This is a genomic window from Hymenobacter translucens (genome assembly GCF_020685205.1).
GTDB classification, from domain to species: domain Bacteria; phylum Bacteroidota; class Bacteroidia; order Cytophagales; family Hymenobacteraceae; genus Hymenobacter; species Hymenobacter translucens.
Genome location: NZ_JAJERB010000001.1, coordinates 459,651 through 476,090 on the forward strand (window position 1 = coordinate 459,651; position 16,440 = coordinate 476,090).

The following is a 16,440-nucleotide window of genomic DNA, read 5'->3' on the forward strand; positions in this document are numbered from 1 at the left end:
TCCCGCTTCCGCTTGGCAACTAAAACCCTGCTCTACGCCGGCCGGAGCAAACCTTTCTGACCAGACCTACGCGATGGCCAGGCATCTGAAACGAGCAGGCCCGCCGGGCTTATCACCGGGCGGGCCTGCAGCTGGTACCCCGTAAACGATTCGAACGTTTGACCGCTCGCTTAGAAGGCGAGTGCTCTATCCAGCTGAGCTAACGGGGCGTAGCGGATGGTCAGCTAACTTAACAAGAAACCAGAGCCTTTCAAAAAAGGCCTCACACCGGTAGTATGAGGCCTTTTGAAGAAGGATACAAGTGCGGGCAGAACTGGCGGCGACGCAGCCATATCCACACTAGCGTCGGGGTGGCAGGATTCGAACCTGCGGCCTCCTGCTCCCAAAGCAGGCGCGATACCGGGCTACGCTACACCCCGAAAAAAATGTTGAGTTTTAAGTGCCTCAGAAGAACTGCTGGTCAGCACTTAAAACTCAACAACAAAAACAGCGGAGAGAGGGGGATTCGAACCCCCGGTAGCCTTTAGAGCTACGGCAGTTTAGCAAACTACTGGTTTCAGCCACTCACCCATCTCTCCTGGTGATGGGCTCTTCCGGTCGAAGAGTGCGCAAATATACGACTACAATGGAAATACAAGCCCTTTTCGAAAAATTATCTTTCCCCGAAGCCTAGCCGTCTCCCCTGCCGGGCACGCCCGGACTGCTATCTTTGAAGCCCGGCCCGGCGCATCGGCCGGGCCTTAGCCGTGATTTAGAACCTGTTGCCGACTGCATGACCTGGGCCTACCCTATTTCCTGGCTTGAGCTGACCAGCCTGGTGCTCTTCGTGGCGCTGTACGTGGGCTACGGGCTGCGGCTGCGGCGACTGGCGGCCTCGCTCGACCAGAACCCCTGGCGCCTGGGCTGGAAGCTGCTGCTGCGGGCGCTGGGCTTTGGCCTGCTGGTGATTTCGCTGCTGGGCCCGGCTTACGGCGTTACCCAGCGGCCGGTGCGTACGGCCGGCAAGGACGTGTGGCTCTTGGTTGATTTGTCGCGCTCTATGGATGCCCCTGACGTGGCTCCTACCCGGCTGCAGAAAGCCCGGGCGGAGCTGGCAACGCTTATCACCCGCTTTAAGGCCGACCGGATTGGCCTGATCGTCTTTGCCGCCGATGCCTTTGTACAGTGCCCCCTTACCTACGACCAGGGTGCGCTGCAGATGTTCCTGACCACCCTGCAAACCAGCCTCGTGCCCGCGGGTCCTACCGATCTGACCACTGCCCTGGAACTGGCGCTGACGCGGCTTTCGGCCATACCCCGGCAGGCCGGGGCGCCGCCGCGGGCTACGGCCTTCGTGCTGGTGAGCGACGGGGAAGACTTCGGCGAAAACCTGGAGCCGGCCCTGCGCCAGGTGTCCCGGGCCGGGGCGCGCGTGTACACGATGGGCGTCGGAACGCCGGAAGGCAGCCGCCTGCCCCAACCCACGGGCGGCTTTGTGCGCGACAGCCGCGGCAGTGAAGCCATTACCCGCCTTGTTCCCACGACCCTGCGGCGCCTGGCCGAGCAGACCGGGGGGCAATACTTTGAGCTGTCGGACCGCCGCAACGAGTTCCCGCTGCTGGTGAATGCGCTGAACCGGGTGGAAGGCCAGGCCGAGCAGGTCCGGACCGTATCCGTGGCCGACAACCGGTACCGCTATACGCTCGCGCTGGCGCTGCTGCTGTTGCTGCTGGATGTCCTGGTCACCGTAAAAGTCATCCGCCCATGAAAAGCACCCTGCTAGTTGTGCTGCTGACACTCAGCGGCTGGGGAAGTCTGACTCAGGTCCGGGACCGGAACGAAACCGTAACGGCGGCCGCGGCGGCCTATTCGAAGGGTGATTTTACCACGGCCGCCAGCCTGTACCGCCGGGCCGTAACCACGCTGGGGGCATCCGACGACGCGGTACTGATGAACCTGGCCCATGCCTGCATACGGGCCGGTCAGAAGGCTGAAGCCCGCACGTATTACGGACGTCTGCTTACCAGTACCCACCCGGTCCGGCAAAGCACTGCCCGACAGCAGCTGGCGGTGCTGGCCGCCGAAAAGGGCGAGTATGCCCAGGCGGTAGGGCTGCTGCGGCAGGCGCTGCGGGTGTATCCGGGCAACAAAGCAGCCCGCTACAACTATGAGCTGCTGAGCCGGTACCTCGCCCGCAATCCGAGAAACCCGGACATCCCGCCCCCTCCGAATCCCGGCCCGGTCGCAGCGCCTAAGCCGAAAAGCGGCACGGAGCCCCAGCAGGAGCCGTCGGCCCAGCCTCAGCCCCGTCCGGGTGATGGCCACCGGGGCGAAGTAAATGACCCCGACCAGCCCGAGGACCCGAGTCAGCGCGCTCAGCGGAAAGCCAGCCCCCGGGGATTGGCCGACCCGAACCAGCCGCTACCGAACCCGGGAGCAGGCTCTGCCAACAGCCTGCGGCCAGGGCCCGGCTCAGAGCAGCGGGTAAACCGCGGCGCGGTACCAGGGTCTACCCAAGGACTGCAGGACACTGATGCCCAGGGAAGCCGTAGTGGCGGCAGCGTGGCGCCGGCTACGGATGAGGACACCCGCCTACGAACCCAGCGCAACCGCCTGGAACAGATGAATCTCAGCTCCGGCCAGGCCAAGCAGATCCTCGAAGCCCTTAAGGCCGCTGAGCAGCAGTATCTGCAGCAAGTGCCCCGCCGGAGTGGCCGCAAGCCGGATGCTTCGAAACCCAACTGGTAGCGCAGCAAGCTACAGGGGCCGATAACCAGGCGGTCAGCATTACGGGTGCTGCACCACGATTGGCTCGGCAAACTTAGCCAGCGCCTGGGTGTATAGCTCCCGGAGCGCACCGTATTCCTGGGCCGAATAGTGCGTTTTAGCCAGCTGCAGGCGCCCGGTTACGGTGAGCGTGCTAGTGGTTGTCCTGGTGATATTGTACAGAAACCGGCCTCCCCCGTTCGGCAGCGCGACGGTAGCATTGGCTGGCAGCTCAGTGACTGCGTAACCCGGAGGCAAGGTCAGTTCCACCTGGTACTCGAGTCGGGTCGGGCAGGCCATATCCACCGGGTACAGCCGTTCGGGACTGATGAATGGATTGGCTGGCAAACCCAACTGCTGCAACGGCCGCAGATACAGCGTAGCAGCCGGATCTTTTCCACCCGGCAGATGGGCGGTCAGCACCAGGGATACGGCCCGTGTGAGGTCGATGGAGGAAGCCTCGGCCTGCTGCACCTGCCACTCCGGATGGGCCTGCTGCCACTGCTGACGAAGGGCGGGCAGGGGCTGGCGGTATTCGGGGGCCGAATAGCCGGCGTACTCCTGACTTATTTTTCCCTGCATTCCTCCCTTCGCGTCGAGCATCAGGTGGGCGCTGGTGTAGTGAAATCGGGCCGCGGGCGCAGTAAGGTTAATCCAGCGGCCACTGAGTCCCAGCACCCGGCCCTTGCCGTTCAGGCAGTCTTCGGGCAGCAGCTCGGCGGGCAGGGTGGGGTTGGTAGCGTCGAGCAACAGCTGATTGCCGCCAGGCAGGCTGACGTAAGCAGCCACGTAGTTAAACTGGCTTATCACGGGAAGGTCGGTTTGCACCTGCCCGTGCGAGCGGGTGCTCAGCAGCAGGGGCTGGGCGTCGAGGCCGGCCTCGCGCAGGGCCCGCACCAGCAGCAGGTTTACTTCGGCCACGTTGCCCTGGCGCAGCTCCAGAACCATTCCGGGCGGGTTTTGGGTGTAGAGGGAGTTGCCTCGGGTGCAACTCACCGCTCCCAGCACCAGCTGGCGGACGGCCACCGCCCGGGCGGCCGGATCGGGGATGGAGCGCAGGCCCCCCGCCTCCCGAGCCAGGGCGGAGTTGCGCTTGAGATAGGCGCCAAAATCTTCCCGGGCCGCCAGCTTTTCCTCGATTTGCTCCCAGGTGCCGATCAAGAACTGCGGCTGACTATCGGCATCAAACTGAATTCGCTGCAACTCAAAGTCAACCCGGCTGAGGTAGTCGAATTCGGTGGTCAGGTAAGGCTCGGGCCGGAAAGCCGGGATATCCTTTTGCACCCAGCGGCGGGTCAGGGCCTGGGTGGTAATGGAAAAGGTCCGATTGGATGGAGTCCGGGCGGGCAGTCCCGCGGCCGAGCTGATATAGCTTTCACGGTAGCCGGTGGTGTACGGCACCGCACCGCTTTCATTCACAGCAAACGGCCAAAAAGAGCGGGTAATTTCCTTGTACTGGTAGAAAGCAGGAATCTGAACGCGGTACTCGCTCCAGCGCACCGGAACTGTCTGCTGAAACTGCCAGTCCTGCAGGTTGAACAGAAACGGGGAACGGATACGGTAAGTGAATTCGAGGATGGAGCCCTCCCGGACGTTAGGCAGCGTAAAGGCGTATTCGTCGTGCCGTTCGTCGAGCTTGCGGCTGAACACCGCCTCGCTTTTCATCAGGTCCCGGGTAAGCTCCTTGCCATTCAGATTGTAGGTAACTGCTTTCAACTGCTGCAGTTGTTCGCGGGTGCCGGCCGGGTCGTGGTAGAGAATAACGCGCACGGTGGCGTGGTCGTAGCCGGAGCGGCGGCGAATCAGGCGCCGGGAGGTGCGCTCAAACCGCAGCTCAAAGCCATCCTGGGCACCGTTGATAGTAGACTGGCCGAAGTCGCACAGTACTTCCGCGGCCGATGAGTCAGCGGTGGGCTTAGCCAGTAGGGCGGCTGCCTCTTTGGCGTCGAGCTTGCCGAATCTGATGGGAACTTCCTGGGCGCGGAGGGAGGTGAAACTGAATAGCAGCAGGGCACTGCCAACCACCCGGTGGGCGGCGGGGCCTGAACAAGCAAACATCAACATAGCGGTAACGGGCAGCGAAACGATAAACCGGACACAATAGAGGCAGGTAAAGCTATTTAAAAGCGCACCGCCCACCAACTATACATTTGCCCAGCTCGCTCCGACAGCTGCCACCGGCTAAAACCAAACCCGGACTTTCCAGTACTTTTGAGCACCCAACCCGGTACTTTTCTGTTTCCCTTCCAAACCCACCAAATTTCCCATGCAGATTAAAGAAGTATATATCATTTCCGCCGTGCGCACCCCTATCGGCTCGTTTGGCGGCAGCCTGGCCTCCTTGTCGGCTACCGACCTGGGCGGCATTGCCCTGAAGGGCGCCCTGGAAAAAGCCGGCGTCGACCCCAAGGAGGTAGAGCAGGTGATTATGGGCAACGTGATTTCGGCCAACCTCGGTCAGGCTCCGGCCCGGCAGGCAGCGCTGAAAGCCGGTCTGGGCTTCGAAGTAGAATGCACCACCGTTAACAAAGTGTGCGCCTCGGGCACCAAGGCCATCATGTTCGCCTCCCAGGCCATCATGCTGGGCCAGGCCGACGTAATTTTGGCCGGCGGCATGGAAAGCATGTCCAACGTACCCTACTACCTCGACAAGGCCCGCTTTGGCGCCAAGTACGGGCACGGGCAGATGATTGACGGCCTGATGAAGGACGGCCTCTGGGACCCGCACCACGACTATGCCATGGGCAACGCGGCCGAGAATACGGCCAAGGAGATGGGCATCACCCGCGAAGAGCAGGATGCCTTTGCCATCGAGAGCTACACCCGCAGCGCCAAGGCCGCTCAGGAAGGCAAGAAGAAAGACGAAATCATTCCCATTTCCATCGAAAGCCGGGGCAAGACCACCGTTATTTCCGACGATGAGGAATACCTGAAGGTGGACTTCGCCAAAGTTCCCGGTCTGAAGTCGCCCTTCGTGAAGGAAGGCTCGGTTACGGCCGCCAACGCCTCCACGCTGAACGACGGCGCTGCCGCCATCCTGCTGATGAGCAAGGAGAAGGCCGAAGAGCTGGGCGTGAAGCCCATCGGCAAGATTCGCGGCTTTGCCGACGCCGAGCAGGAGCCGCAGTGGTTTACCACCTCCCCTTCCCTGGCTATTCCGAAAGCCCTGAAGCACGCCGGCCTACAGGCCAGCGACGTGGACTTCTACGAAATCAACGAAGCCTTTTCGGTGGTGAGCCTGGCCAACAACAAGCTGCTGAAGCTGGAAGGCACCAAGGTGAACGTGTACGGCGGGGCCGTGAGCCTGGGCCACCCGCTCGGCGCCTCGGGTGCCCGCATCGTGACCACGCTGATGAGCGTGCTGCAAAACGAAGGCGGCAAGATCGGGGTAACCGGCATCTGCAACGGCGGGGGCGGTGCTTCCAGCATTGTCGTTGAAAAGATGTAGTACCGGCATTGCTGGCTGTATTTTTGAATTCCGAAAGCCCCGTCCATTTTGGTACCGGGGCTTTTTGCTTCTTTTTGCACAACTGACCCGCGCCGTGCCCCCAGCCTTGTCAGACACTTTCTGCCGGCTTCCCGGCGTTCTTGCACCTATGAAACGAGTTCTCGTCCTGCTTTGCCTGCTGTTGCTGCTCGCGCCCCTGGCGCAGGCCCAGAAGCTGCGCCGCTTCACCACCTACTTCGACTCGACCAACACCCGCAAGCGGGAAGTGTACATGGCCGTGGTTTCCGGCGACACCGTCATGGAAGGTCCCTACAAGCGGTTTTACCGCTCCGGCCGGGTCGAAGCCGTAACCCGCTACGCCGGCGGCAAGCGCGACAGCGCCTACGTGGAGTTCTTCGAGGGTGGGGGGCGGCGGCTGGAAGTCACCTTCCGGCAGGGCGTGCGCCAGGGTCCGTTCCGCACCTATTATGACTCGGGCAAGCTGGCCCAGGAGGGCAGCTACGAAAACGACCAGCCTACCGGCACGCTGCGCTACTACCACCCCAGCGGAGAAGTTCGCCTCGAAACGACCCTGGCCAACGGGCAGCCCGCGGGCGTGGTGCGGGAGCTGTACCCTACCGGCAAGCCCCGATCGGAAGTGACGTATGCAAACGGGCAAACCAACGGGCCGGTAAAAACCTTTTTCCCGAATGGCCAGCTGCAGAGCGAGGGTACGTTCCGAAACGGCCTGCTGGCCGGCCCTTATAAAACGTATTACGAAAACGGGCAGGTCGAAACAGAAATCCTGGCCGATAAGAACGGGCGGGGCAACTACCGCAGCTACTATCCCTCGGGCAAGCTGCGCACGGAGGGTACCTACGTGGCCGCCCGGCTTCAGGAGCGGGCCATCAAGAATCCGCTGGCCGACGACCTGACCAAGCGCGCAGCCTCCGTGGCGACGGGCACTTCGAACCTCGACGGCCCGGCCAAGTCGTACTACGAAAGCGGGACGGTGAAGAGCAAGATGAACTACCGCAACGGGGTGCTGACGGGTACCACACAGAACTTCTTTTCCTCCGGTAAGCTGGAGCAGGAAATTGAGTACAGCAACCTGGCCCGGGACCGGAAAGTAACCAACTATTTTGAGGCCGGCGGGGTCCGGGAAGAGCAGCAGTTCAAGAACAACCGGCCGGCCGGTACCTGGCGGCAGTTCTACGCCGGCGGCAAGCAGGTGCAGAGTCAGGAAACCTACGTTAACGGCCGGCTGGGTGGAGAAAAGCTAACCTACTTCAGCTCGGGCACCGTGGAAAGCCGCATTCCCCACGAAAACGGCAAGCCCGCCGGCCTCGGGCAGACGTTCTATCCTTCGGGCAAGCTGAAAACCGAAACCACGTACCTGAAAGGTTTGCGCACCGGCCCCTTCCGGCAGCTGCGCGAAGACGGCACCCTGGAAGTGAGCGGTACGTTCCGCAACAACCGGGAAACCGGCGTGTGGAGCTACTACGGCCCGGATGGCAAGACCGTAGCCTCAAAGAAAACCTTTCGGGGCGGGCAGGAGGTAAAGACCGGAAAATAAGCAACGCCACGACGATGAGGGCCAGGGGCCGCAGACCATCCGGTCCGCAGCCCTTCTTGTTTTAAGAGGAAAGGAACCTGCGTGGACGCCGAGGCGAGCGTGGGCAACGCAGTGGTTACGCGTACGACCTTCATCAACGCGAGCCACAACACCACCTATGGGCTGGAACTCTCCCTGAACCAGCCTCTGACCAAGTGGTGGCGCCTGAATGCCTCGGGCGCGGCGTACCGTAACGTCATTGCCGTGAACACCGGCACCGAAGCCGACAACCGCAACTTCGCCTATACCGCCCGGGTCAACACGACCCTCACCCCCTGAAAAAGCTCGACGCGCAGCTGACCGGCAACTACCGCTTAGCCAACGTGACGGCCCAGGACCGGGGCTCGATTACGCTGCGGGTAGCCGACGTGCTCAACACCCAGCAGTTCGTGGTGCACGCGCACGGGAAAGGAGTGGCCTCCGACTTCCGGTTTAAGCGGGAGTCGTGCATCGGCTTCCTGGACTTCAGCTATCGGTTCGGCAACGACCAGGCTCCCATCCGCCCCCGCCGTCGCACCGATCAGCCCAGCGGTACTTCGACCGGCTCGGAATTTTAATCAGTTCGGTCAGGCTCCTGGCCCAGGCTGTCGCCGGCCCACTTTCTGCGGAAGTTGGGCCGGTTTTTTTATTGAAATACCGCTCTGGAACGCAGTAGATGCGCATTCATCAAAAATTATTGAATTCTCAGGCATCCATTTTCATCAGTCTTTCATCATACTATCAACAGCCCCGGCCGGCGTATCATACCAGGCTACCACCCGCTGACCCTTCCCCCTTTTACCCGCTCCTTGAAAAGAACAAAAAAATATTTTCACTAGTACCTTGCGTCGCATAGTACCTTATCCTACCTTTGTTCCGTTCCTTCTGCCTAGCTCAGTTCCGGTGTGATCCGGAAGCCCGCCGCAGAGCCGCCCGGCCGGATGCCTGGAATGAGTCTGACGCCAGCTGATCGAAGCTGCCGCCTTTGAGTTTGGCCTCCGCCTGTGCTTCAGGATTGAACCGCGGCTTTCCCGCACCGCCCAGGCCCGACTTTCTCCTTCTCACCAATACCATTCTTCTCCTCATGAAAACGTCTTTCACCTCCCGCCTTTTCCTGACCCTGGCCTTCGTATTCTCGGCCGCTGCATCGCTGTTCGCCCAAGCCCCCGCTCAGGGCACCGTAACCGGCCGCCTCGTCGATGGCGAAACGCGCGAAGCCATTCCTTACGCCACCGTCGTACTCGTGCCCCGCACCGCTCACCGGCCCCTGCACACCATCCGCACCGGCGCCGACGGTACCTTCCGCCTGGGTAAGCTGCCCCTGGGCCAGTACACGCTCCGCACCAACGTCCTGGGTTACCAGAACTTCAACCCCATCCTCGTGCTGAATGCCCAGCAGGCTTCGCAGTCGCTCGGCACCGTAGCCCTGTTGCCCCGTCAGATGCTGGTCGCCCAAACTCCGGTCCGGACCTTCCGCCCGATTCAGACGCTGAACCTGAGCAAGCGCATTGCCCGTCTGCAGCCCCGCCGCTCGTAAGCCCTGGCTTATTTTTTTACCTCTGTACTTGGTTTTACCCAGTACCTTCTACAAGCTCAGCCAGTCCTTGCGCTAGGCTACTGTCACCCGAAAAAAAGTCCGCGGCGGGGCCCGCTCCCCGCCGCTGTGGCCTTCACCTTATCCTCTCCACTTTTCTCTTCTTTCCGATGAACCACTTCTTCTCATTTAGCCGGTCGCTGCGGAGCTTTGGACTTCTGGTGGCCCTTGTAACGCTGGCCGCCTCGGCCCAGGCCCAGGCGCCCACCACCGGTTCGGTTACCGGCTCCCTGCTCGACCAGTCCAACGGTCAGGCCCTGCCCTTCGCCAACGTGGTGCTGCTCCGGGCCCAGGACTCCAGCTTTGTCAGCGGAGCCCAGACCGGCGAGAACGGTGCTTTCGTACTGGATAAAGTCAGCCTGGGCACCTACCTGGTGCGGGCCTCGGTGGTCGGCTACAAGCCCCTGCGCCGGACGGTCTCTCTCACCGCCGCTGCTCCCCAGGTGCAGCTCGGTGCCCTGCGCCTCGGCGCCACAGCCACCCAGCTTAAGGGCGTAACGGTGCAGGGCGAAAAGGCCGCCATCGTCGACAACCTCGACAAGAAAGTCATCAATGTGGAGAAGGATTTGGGCAGCGTGGGCGGCACGGCCGTAAACGTGCTGCAGAACGTGCCCTCGGTGACGGTAGATCAGAACGGGGCGGTGAGCATGCGCGGTACCAGCAACATTACCATCCTCATCGACGGCAAGCCCACCGGCGGCGCCGGCCAGGGCAACCGCCTCGAGCAGATTCCGGCCAGCAGCATCGAGCGGGTGGAAGTGATGACCAACCCCTCGGCCCGCTACGACGCCCAGGGCGGCGGCGGGGTGCTGAACATCATCCTGAAAAAGCAGAAGAAGGACGGCTGGAACGGCACCGCTATGCTCAACGTGGGCACCCGCGACAAGTACAACACCTCCCTGAGTTTGAACCGCCGCGCCGGCAAGCTCAACGTGTCGGGCTCCTACGACGCCGTGAATGACCAGTGGCACAACCGCAGCAACCAGCAGCAGCAGGCCACGCTGGAAGGCAGCACCCTGGTGACTGACCTGCAGGGCCGCAGCACCAACCACAACAAAAACCACAACGGCCGCCTGGCCCTCGACTACACCCTCTCGCCCACCCAGAGCGTGAGCGTATCGGTAGCCCCGAACCTGCACCACGGCGACAACTCTGCCAGCCAGACCACGAGCCTGCGCAAAGACGACCAGAGCCTGCCCACCCAGACCAGCGCCACAGCCGTGACCGAGGACGTGAACATTCTGAACAGCCGCCTCGACTACCGCCGCACCTGGGAAGGCCAGAAGGGCCGGGAGCTGTCGGGCAGCATCAACCACACGCTGATTGATGCGGATGTGAACGTGGGCCAGCGCCTGCTGGGCGGCGCCCCGGTGCTGACCGCCTGGCGCCAGGACTTCGCCGTGCAGGCCAACGTAGTGGACGGCCAGATCGACTACGTGTACCCGCTGGCCGGCAAAGGCCGGGTGGACCTGGGCATAAAAAGCCAGTACCAGACCAGCAACGGCACGAACGACTACATGCAGGAAACTGCTGACAAGGCCGGCTACGTGTTCATGCCCGAGCGCTCCTTTGCCTACACCTTTAACGAGTACGTACAGGCCGGCTACGGTACCTACCAGCGCGAATTCGGCAAGTGGAGCGTGCAGGGCGGCCTCCGGGCCGAGTACACCCACACCTACGGCGAGGTGCTGAACCGCCAGGGCAAGTTCGACCGTCAGTACCTGAACCTGTTTCCCTCGACCACGGTGGTGCGCACCCTGCCCGGCGACCAGCGCGTGCAGGTCAGCTACGCCCGCCGCATCAACCGCCCCGACTTTATGCAGCTGCTGCCTTTCCCGCTTTACCAGGATGCCCGCAACTACCGCATCGGGGACCCCAACATCCGTCCCGAGTACGTGAACAGCCTGGAGCTGGGCCACCAGGTGAGCAAGGGCGGCGCCACGCTCAGCACCACGGTGTTCTACCGCCAGATCAACAACGCCATCCAGCGCTTCCGCGACGTGGACACGGTGGCTACCCGCCAGAACCCCGGCCTCGGCATCGTATCGATGATGTACAACCGCAACCTGGGGCAGAGCACCAGCTACGGCGTGGAGATGTCGCTGAACCAGCCCCTGGCCAAGTGGTGGCGCCTGACGGCTACCGGTTCGCTGTTCCAGAACAGCATTACGGCCGCCACGGGCACCGAAGCCAGCCGCCGCAACGTCACCGGTACCGTCCGCCTGCTGAACACCTTCAACCCCACCCCTAAGCTCGACGTGCAGCTGACCGGCAGCTACCGTGCCCCCGTCCTCACCGTGCAGGGCCGTCTCGAGTCGATCTACGGCGTGGACGTAGCCTTCCGCCAGCGCCTGTTCAACGACAAGGCTGCCCTGACACTGCGGGTAAGCGACATCTTCAACACCCGCCGCCAGCGCATCTCGGCTTACTCAAATGGCTACCAGACCACCGGCGAGTTTAAAAACGAAACCCAGCTCGCCTACCTCGGCTTCTCCTACTACTTCGGCTCGAACAAGCCCCCGAAGCGGATTGAGGCTCAGCCCCAGGGCGGTGGCGGCGGCTTCGGCGGCTAAGCATTCACAAATCCACCCAGCACGGCGGTTACTTTCCGAGCTGCCGGGCATGAACAGGACGTTGGGCACCCGGCCCGGTGTCCTGTTTTTTGCGTATGCGCCCGAATGGAAGCTCTGGTAAACGTATTCTTCGCCGCCTGATGCAGGCCGTGGCTGCCCTGCTGCTGTTGCTGCTGACCGGTACGGTGGTGCCGGTAAACCGGGACTTCCGGCCCACGCCCGACGGCATCCCGGTTTTTGTGGTCTCAAACGGCTTTCATACCGACCTGGTGCTACCCCTGTGGGAACCGGGCACCGGCACCGGCACCGACTGGCTCACCCAGCTAGGGCCCGAGCTTCAGACTCGGTTTGCCACGTACCAGTACGTAGCCTTTGGCTGGGGCAGTGAGCGGTTTTATCTGGAGTCGTACCCTGGTCATTTCCCGCGCATCGGCACCATTCTGCGCTCCGCGCTGCCCGGCGCTACGCTGATGCATGTCGATTTCCACCGCTCGGCACCCCGGCCGGGCCCTCGGGTGGCAGCTTTGCAGATTTCGCCGGCCCAGTACCAGCAGTTGGTGACTACTATTCGCGGCTCGTTTGCACCGGATTCGGCCGGGCGGCCGGTTCTCCGCAATGAGGCCGGCTACCGCAGTGAGGACTTCTTTTTCCGGGCCCGGGGCTCCTACCATGCCCTGCGCACCTGCAACGACTGGACCAACCAGGCCCTGAAGCGGGCCGGCATCCGGGCCGCCCTGAAAGCCCCGCTGGCCGCTTCCGTGCTGTTCCAGGCCCGCCGCGCTGGTAAGCAGGAAGCGGAATGAAATAATATAGAACGTCATTCCGAGCGCAGCCGAGGAATGACCGCCTTTTAGAGTATCTGCCATTCAGCTCTGACGGTCTGATTATCTGGCCGGGTACTTTTGTTGGGAACTGGCCCGCTACCTTTGCGGCCCAATCCAGTACCTCCCATGAGCATTCAGAAGCCCAGCATCCCGCAAGGCACCCGCGACTTTGGCCCGGCCGTGGTGGCCCGCCGCAACTACATCTTCGGCATCATCCGGCGCACGTTCGAGAAGTTCGGCTATGCCCCGCTCGAAACACCCACGCTCGAAAACCTGTCGGTGCTGACCGGCAAGTACGGCGACGAGGGCGACCAGCTGTTGTTCAAGGTCCTAAACTCGGGTAACTTCCTCAAAAAGCAGAAGGGCGACAAGATTACCGAGTTGGTCACGCCCGACGACCTGGAGGCCGGCCCCCGGTCCGTGCTGCCCAAGATTGCCGAAAAGGGGCTGCGCTACGACCTGACGGTGCCCTTCGCCCGCTACGTGGTGATGAACCGCAACACCCTCACCTTCCCCTTCAAGCGCTACCAGATCCAGCCCGTGTGGCGCGCCGACCGCCCCCAGCGCGGCCGCTACCGGGAGTTCTACCAGTGCGACGCCGACGTGGTGGGCACCGATTCCCTGCTCTGCGAGGCGGAAATCGTACTGATGATGTGCGAGGTACTGAATGCGCTGGGCCTGACCGACTTTACCATTAAGATCAACCACCGGGGCGTGCTCAGCGGCATGTACCAGGCCCTGGGCAGCGACGCCCGGGAAACCGACCTGTTCGTGGCCATCGACAAGCTCGACAAGATCGGGCAAGACGGCGTTACCAAGGAATTGCTGGAAAAAGGCTTTTCGGACGCGGCCATCGGGCGGCTGTTCAGCCTGCTGGGCGTGGAAGGCGGCTTTGCCGAAAAGATTGCGCAGCTGCAGGCGGCCTTCGACAACGAGCCCGGTACCCGCGGGCTGGGAGAGCTGAGCACAGTAAGTGAGCTGCTCACGGCCTTTGGCTTCACCCAGTTTCAAAACCTGGAATTCGACCCGACCCTGGCCCGGGGCCTCTCCTACTACACCGGCTGCATCTTCGAAATCAAGATCAACAACGTGAACATGGGCAGCGTGAGCGGGGGCGGCCGCTACGACAACCTCACCGGCGCCTTTGGCCTGCCGGGCGTGTCGGGCGTGGGCTTTTCCTTTGGTGTGGACCGGCTCTACGACTGCCTGGAAGAGCTCAACCTGTTTCCGGAAGGGGCTGCGGCCATCACCCGCTGCTTGGTGGCCAACTTCGACGAGGCCACCATGCCCCTGATGCTGCCCGTGCTGCGCCAGCTGCGCGACGCCGGCATCCCGAGCGAGCTGTACCCCGAAAGCGGCAAGCTGGGCCGGCAGTTCAAGTACGCCGATGCCAAGGGCATTCCCTACGTGCTGATCCAGGGCCCGGACGAGCGGACGGCGAGTCAGTTTAAGCTGAAAGACCTGCGGACCGGCCAGGAGCAGACGCTGACGCTGGACCAGGTGCTGACCCAGGTAGCCGCCGGCTAAGCGCCTCATCTTGGATAACGGTCCCGCCGGAGTGATGCCAGCCGACATTACTTCGGCGGGACCGTTTTTACCAGTACCCAGAATGAAAGAATAACGTCCGGCCTGGACCCAGCCGACTGCCAAAGCAGGTGTTGTCGGGAAAAGTAGCGTCGATACAAAAATTTATTTTGACGCTACTTTTGGCGGAGCCCACGAATAGTATCGTCAAAAAATAAAAACACGTTGACGCTACTCCCAGCACTTCCGCTCAAAAAGCGGCTATTGAGCTCCGGTAGCCGTGCTGGCGGCCGGTGGGTAGTTGGTACCGCGGCCGTAAAGAGGCCGGTTGGCTCGGTCTGCATCTGTTCGGATTGGCCTTTGAGGTAACCAGGGCCTAATGACGCCCTGACTTGTATCCGTACGGATACAAGTCGTCCGGCTCCCCTCTCCGGCGGAGAGGGGCTGGGGAGGCATTAGCTCGTTCCAAAAGATTTGAGGAACTTTCAGCCCACCCCGCTTCTCTCCTTTCCGCTCCCACCCATGCCCGACGCGTTCGAACTCACGCCTTCCACCCACCTCGACCTTTCCACCCTCGAACAGCTCCTGGCCGACAAGCGTCCTGTCACCCTCGGGGCTGAGGCCAGGCAGCGCATCACCGACTGCCACCACTACCTGCGCGACCGGCTGGCCGAGTCCGACTCGCCTATCTACGGCATCAATACCGGCTTCGGGGCCCTTTGCAACACCAGCATTGCCCCCGAGGAGCGCCAGCAGTTGCAGGTAAACCTGGTGATGTCGCACGCCTGCGGCACCGGCGACGAAGTGCCCGCCGATCTGGTACGGCTGATGCTGTTGCTGAAAGTGCAGAGCCTGAGCTACGGCAACAGCGGCGCCCAGCTGCAAACCGTGCAGCGTCTGCTCGACTTCTATAACCGCGACATACTGCCCGTGGTCTACCAGCAGGGCTCGTTGGGCGCCAGCGGGGACCTGGCTCCTTTGGCTCACCTCTGCCTGCCCCTGCTCGGCCTGGGCGAAGTAAACTACCAGGGCTACCGCCTGGCCGCCGCCGACGTGCTGCACCTGTTCAGCTGGGAGCCCATTGCCCTCGAAGCCAAGGAAGGACTGGCCCTGCTCAACGGCACTCAGTTTATGCTGGCCTACGGCGTGCACTGCCTGCTCCGGGCCCGGCGCGTGGCCCAGGCTGCCGACGTTATCGGGGCCCTTTCGCTCGAAGCCTTTGACGGCCGCACCGAGCCGTTCGACGACCGACTGCACCAGGTACGGCCCCACGCCGGGCAGCTGACGGTAGCGCGCCGGATGCGGGAGCTGCTGGCTGGCAGCCAGCTGCAGCAGCAGGAAAAGACGGCCGTGCAGGACCCTTACTCGTTCCGCTGCGTGCCCCAGGTGCACGGCGCCTCCCGCGACGCGCTGGGCTACGTGGCCCAGGTGTTTGAAACCGAGTGCAATGCCGTTACCGACAACCCCAACATCTTCCCCGACACCGACGCCATCCTTTCCGGGGGCAACTTTCACGGCCAGCCTCTGGCTTTGGCCCTCGACTTTCTGGCCATTGCCGTGGCCGAGCTGGGCTCTATCTCGGAGCGGCGCACCTACCAGCTCATCAGCGGGCAGCGGGGCTTGCCGCCCTTCCTGGTGGCCGAGCCGGGCTTGAACTCCGGCTTTATGATTCCGCAGTACACCGCTGCCAGCATCGTCAGCCAGAACAAGCAGCTCTGCACGCCGGCGTCGGTCGACAGCATCGTGAGCAGCAACGGGCAGGAAGACCACGTGAGCATGGGCTCCAACGGCGCTACCAAGGCCCGGCGGGTGGTCGAGAACGTGGAGCAGGTCCTGGGCATCGAGCTGATGAACGCCGTGCAGGCCCTCGCCTTCCGCCGCCCGAATCAATCCTCACCCCAGCTGGAAAAGGTGGTCGAAGCGTTCCGTCAAAAAGTAAAGTTCGTGAGCCGGGACCGGGTGCTCTACCCCGACCTGCACGCCGCCGCTGCCTTTGTCCGCGACTACGACTGGACGTGAGCAAGGCTAGCTAAAGGACGAAGGCTGGATTGCTGGCTTGCTGAGGAGTACCCTGCCCGTGACGTGGTTACTTAGACCGACGGGCAGCACTGATGCCGGATTCCACCTCCGGCTGAAATCCATCACTTCTCTATCCTTCA

General features: G+C 62.5%; 12 protein-coding genes and 3 tRNA genes. 11 read left to right on the plus strand and 4 right to left on the minus strand.

All coding sequences use genetic code 11. The annotated features are described in order from the left end of the window. Positions 1-132: 132 nt before the first annotated feature. The 3 genes from LJY25_RS01945 to LJY25_RS01955 form a co-directional block, all read right to left on the minus strand. Positions 133-209, minus strand: a tRNA-Arg gene (locus LJY25_RS01945). Between the two features lie 136 nt (positions 210-345). Further along, positions 346-419 (minus strand) — tRNA-Pro (locus LJY25_RS01950). Positions 420-490: 71 nt separating this feature from the next. Continuing rightward, positions 491-578, minus strand: a tRNA-Ser gene (locus LJY25_RS01955). Positions 579-772: 194 nt separating this feature from the next. On the opposite strand from LJY25_RS01955, the gene LJY25_RS01960 reads away from it, so the two are divergent. Continuing rightward, positions 773-1,747, plus strand: a complete 975-nt coding sequence (locus LJY25_RS01960; protein ID WP_227606538.1) for a VWA domain-containing protein — start codon at positions 773-775, stop codon at positions 1,745-1,747. Next, positions 1,744-2,727: a tetratricopeptide repeat protein gene (locus LJY25_RS01965; RefSeq protein ID WP_227606539.1), complete on the plus strand. Its 984-nt coding sequence runs from the start codon at positions 1,744-1,746 to the stop codon at positions 2,725-2,727. The genes LJY25_RS01960 and LJY25_RS01965 overlap by 4 nt, the downstream gene beginning before the upstream one ends. A gap of 39 nt (positions 2,728-2,766) precedes the next feature. On the opposite strand, the gene LJY25_RS01970 is transcribed toward LJY25_RS01965, so the two are convergent. Further along, positions 2,767-4,803 carry a DUF3857 domain-containing protein gene (locus LJY25_RS01970; RefSeq protein WP_227606540.1) on the minus strand — a complete coding sequence of 679 codons (2,037 nt, stop codon included), beginning with the start codon at positions 4,801-4,803 and terminating at the stop codon, positions 2,767-2,769. Positions 4,804-5,011: 208 nt separating this feature from the next. Between LJY25_RS01970 and LJY25_RS01975 the strand changes: the two genes are divergently transcribed. From LJY25_RS01975 to hutH, 9 genes are all read left to right on the plus strand, one after another. Continuing rightward, positions 5,012-6,193: an acetyl-CoA C-acyltransferase gene (locus LJY25_RS01975; RefSeq protein WP_227606541.1), complete on the plus strand. Its 1,182-nt coding sequence runs from the start codon at positions 5,012-5,014 to the stop codon at positions 6,191-6,193. 148 nt (positions 6,194-6,341) lie between these two features. Then, complete coding sequence (locus tag LJY25_RS01980; RefSeq protein ID WP_227606542.1) at positions 6,342-7,748, plus strand: toxin-antitoxin system YwqK family antitoxin; 1,407 nt, start codon at positions 6,342-6,344, stop codon at positions 7,746-7,748. An 81-nt stretch (positions 7,749-7,829) separates the two neighbouring features. Continuing rightward, entirely contained in the window at positions 7,830-8,066 is a 237-nt protein-coding gene (locus LJY25_RS01985) for an outer membrane beta-barrel protein (RefSeq protein ID WP_227606543.1), read from the plus strand. Between the two features lie 44 nt (positions 8,067-8,110). Continuing rightward, positions 8,111-8,344, plus strand: a complete 234-nt coding sequence (locus tag LJY25_RS01990) for a hypothetical protein (protein ID WP_227606544.1) — start codon at positions 8,111-8,113, stop codon at positions 8,342-8,344. Positions 8,345-8,850: 506 nt separating this feature from the next. Next, the gene (locus LJY25_RS01995) at positions 8,851-9,303 is read left to right on the plus strand and encodes a carboxypeptidase regulatory-like domain-containing protein (protein WP_227606545.1); all 453 of its coding nucleotides are present in this window, start codon (positions 8,851-8,853) and stop codon (positions 9,301-9,303) included. Positions 9,304-9,470: 167 nt separating this feature from the next. After that, the gene (locus tag LJY25_RS02000) at positions 9,471-11,933 is read left to right on the plus strand and encodes a TonB-dependent receptor domain-containing protein (protein WP_227606546.1); all 2,463 of its coding nucleotides are present in this window, start codon (positions 9,471-9,473) and stop codon (positions 11,931-11,933) included. Positions 11,934-12,028: 95 nt separating this feature from the next. Further along, complete coding sequence (locus tag LJY25_RS02005; protein ID WP_227606547.1) at positions 12,029-12,736, plus strand: TIGR02117 family protein; 708 nt, start codon at positions 12,029-12,031, stop codon at positions 12,734-12,736. A gap of 147 nt (positions 12,737-12,883) precedes the next feature. Next, complete coding sequence (gene hisS / locus LJY25_RS02010; RefSeq protein WP_227606548.1) at positions 12,884-14,284, plus strand: histidine--tRNA ligase; 1,401 nt, start codon at positions 12,884-12,886, stop codon at positions 14,282-14,284. Between the two features lie 519 nt (positions 14,285-14,803). Continuing rightward, complete coding sequence (gene hutH, locus LJY25_RS02015; protein ID WP_227606549.1) at positions 14,804-16,300, plus strand: histidine ammonia-lyase; 1,497 nt, start codon at positions 14,804-14,806, stop codon at positions 16,298-16,300. The last annotated feature ends 140 nt before the right edge of the window (positions 16,301-16,440 follow it).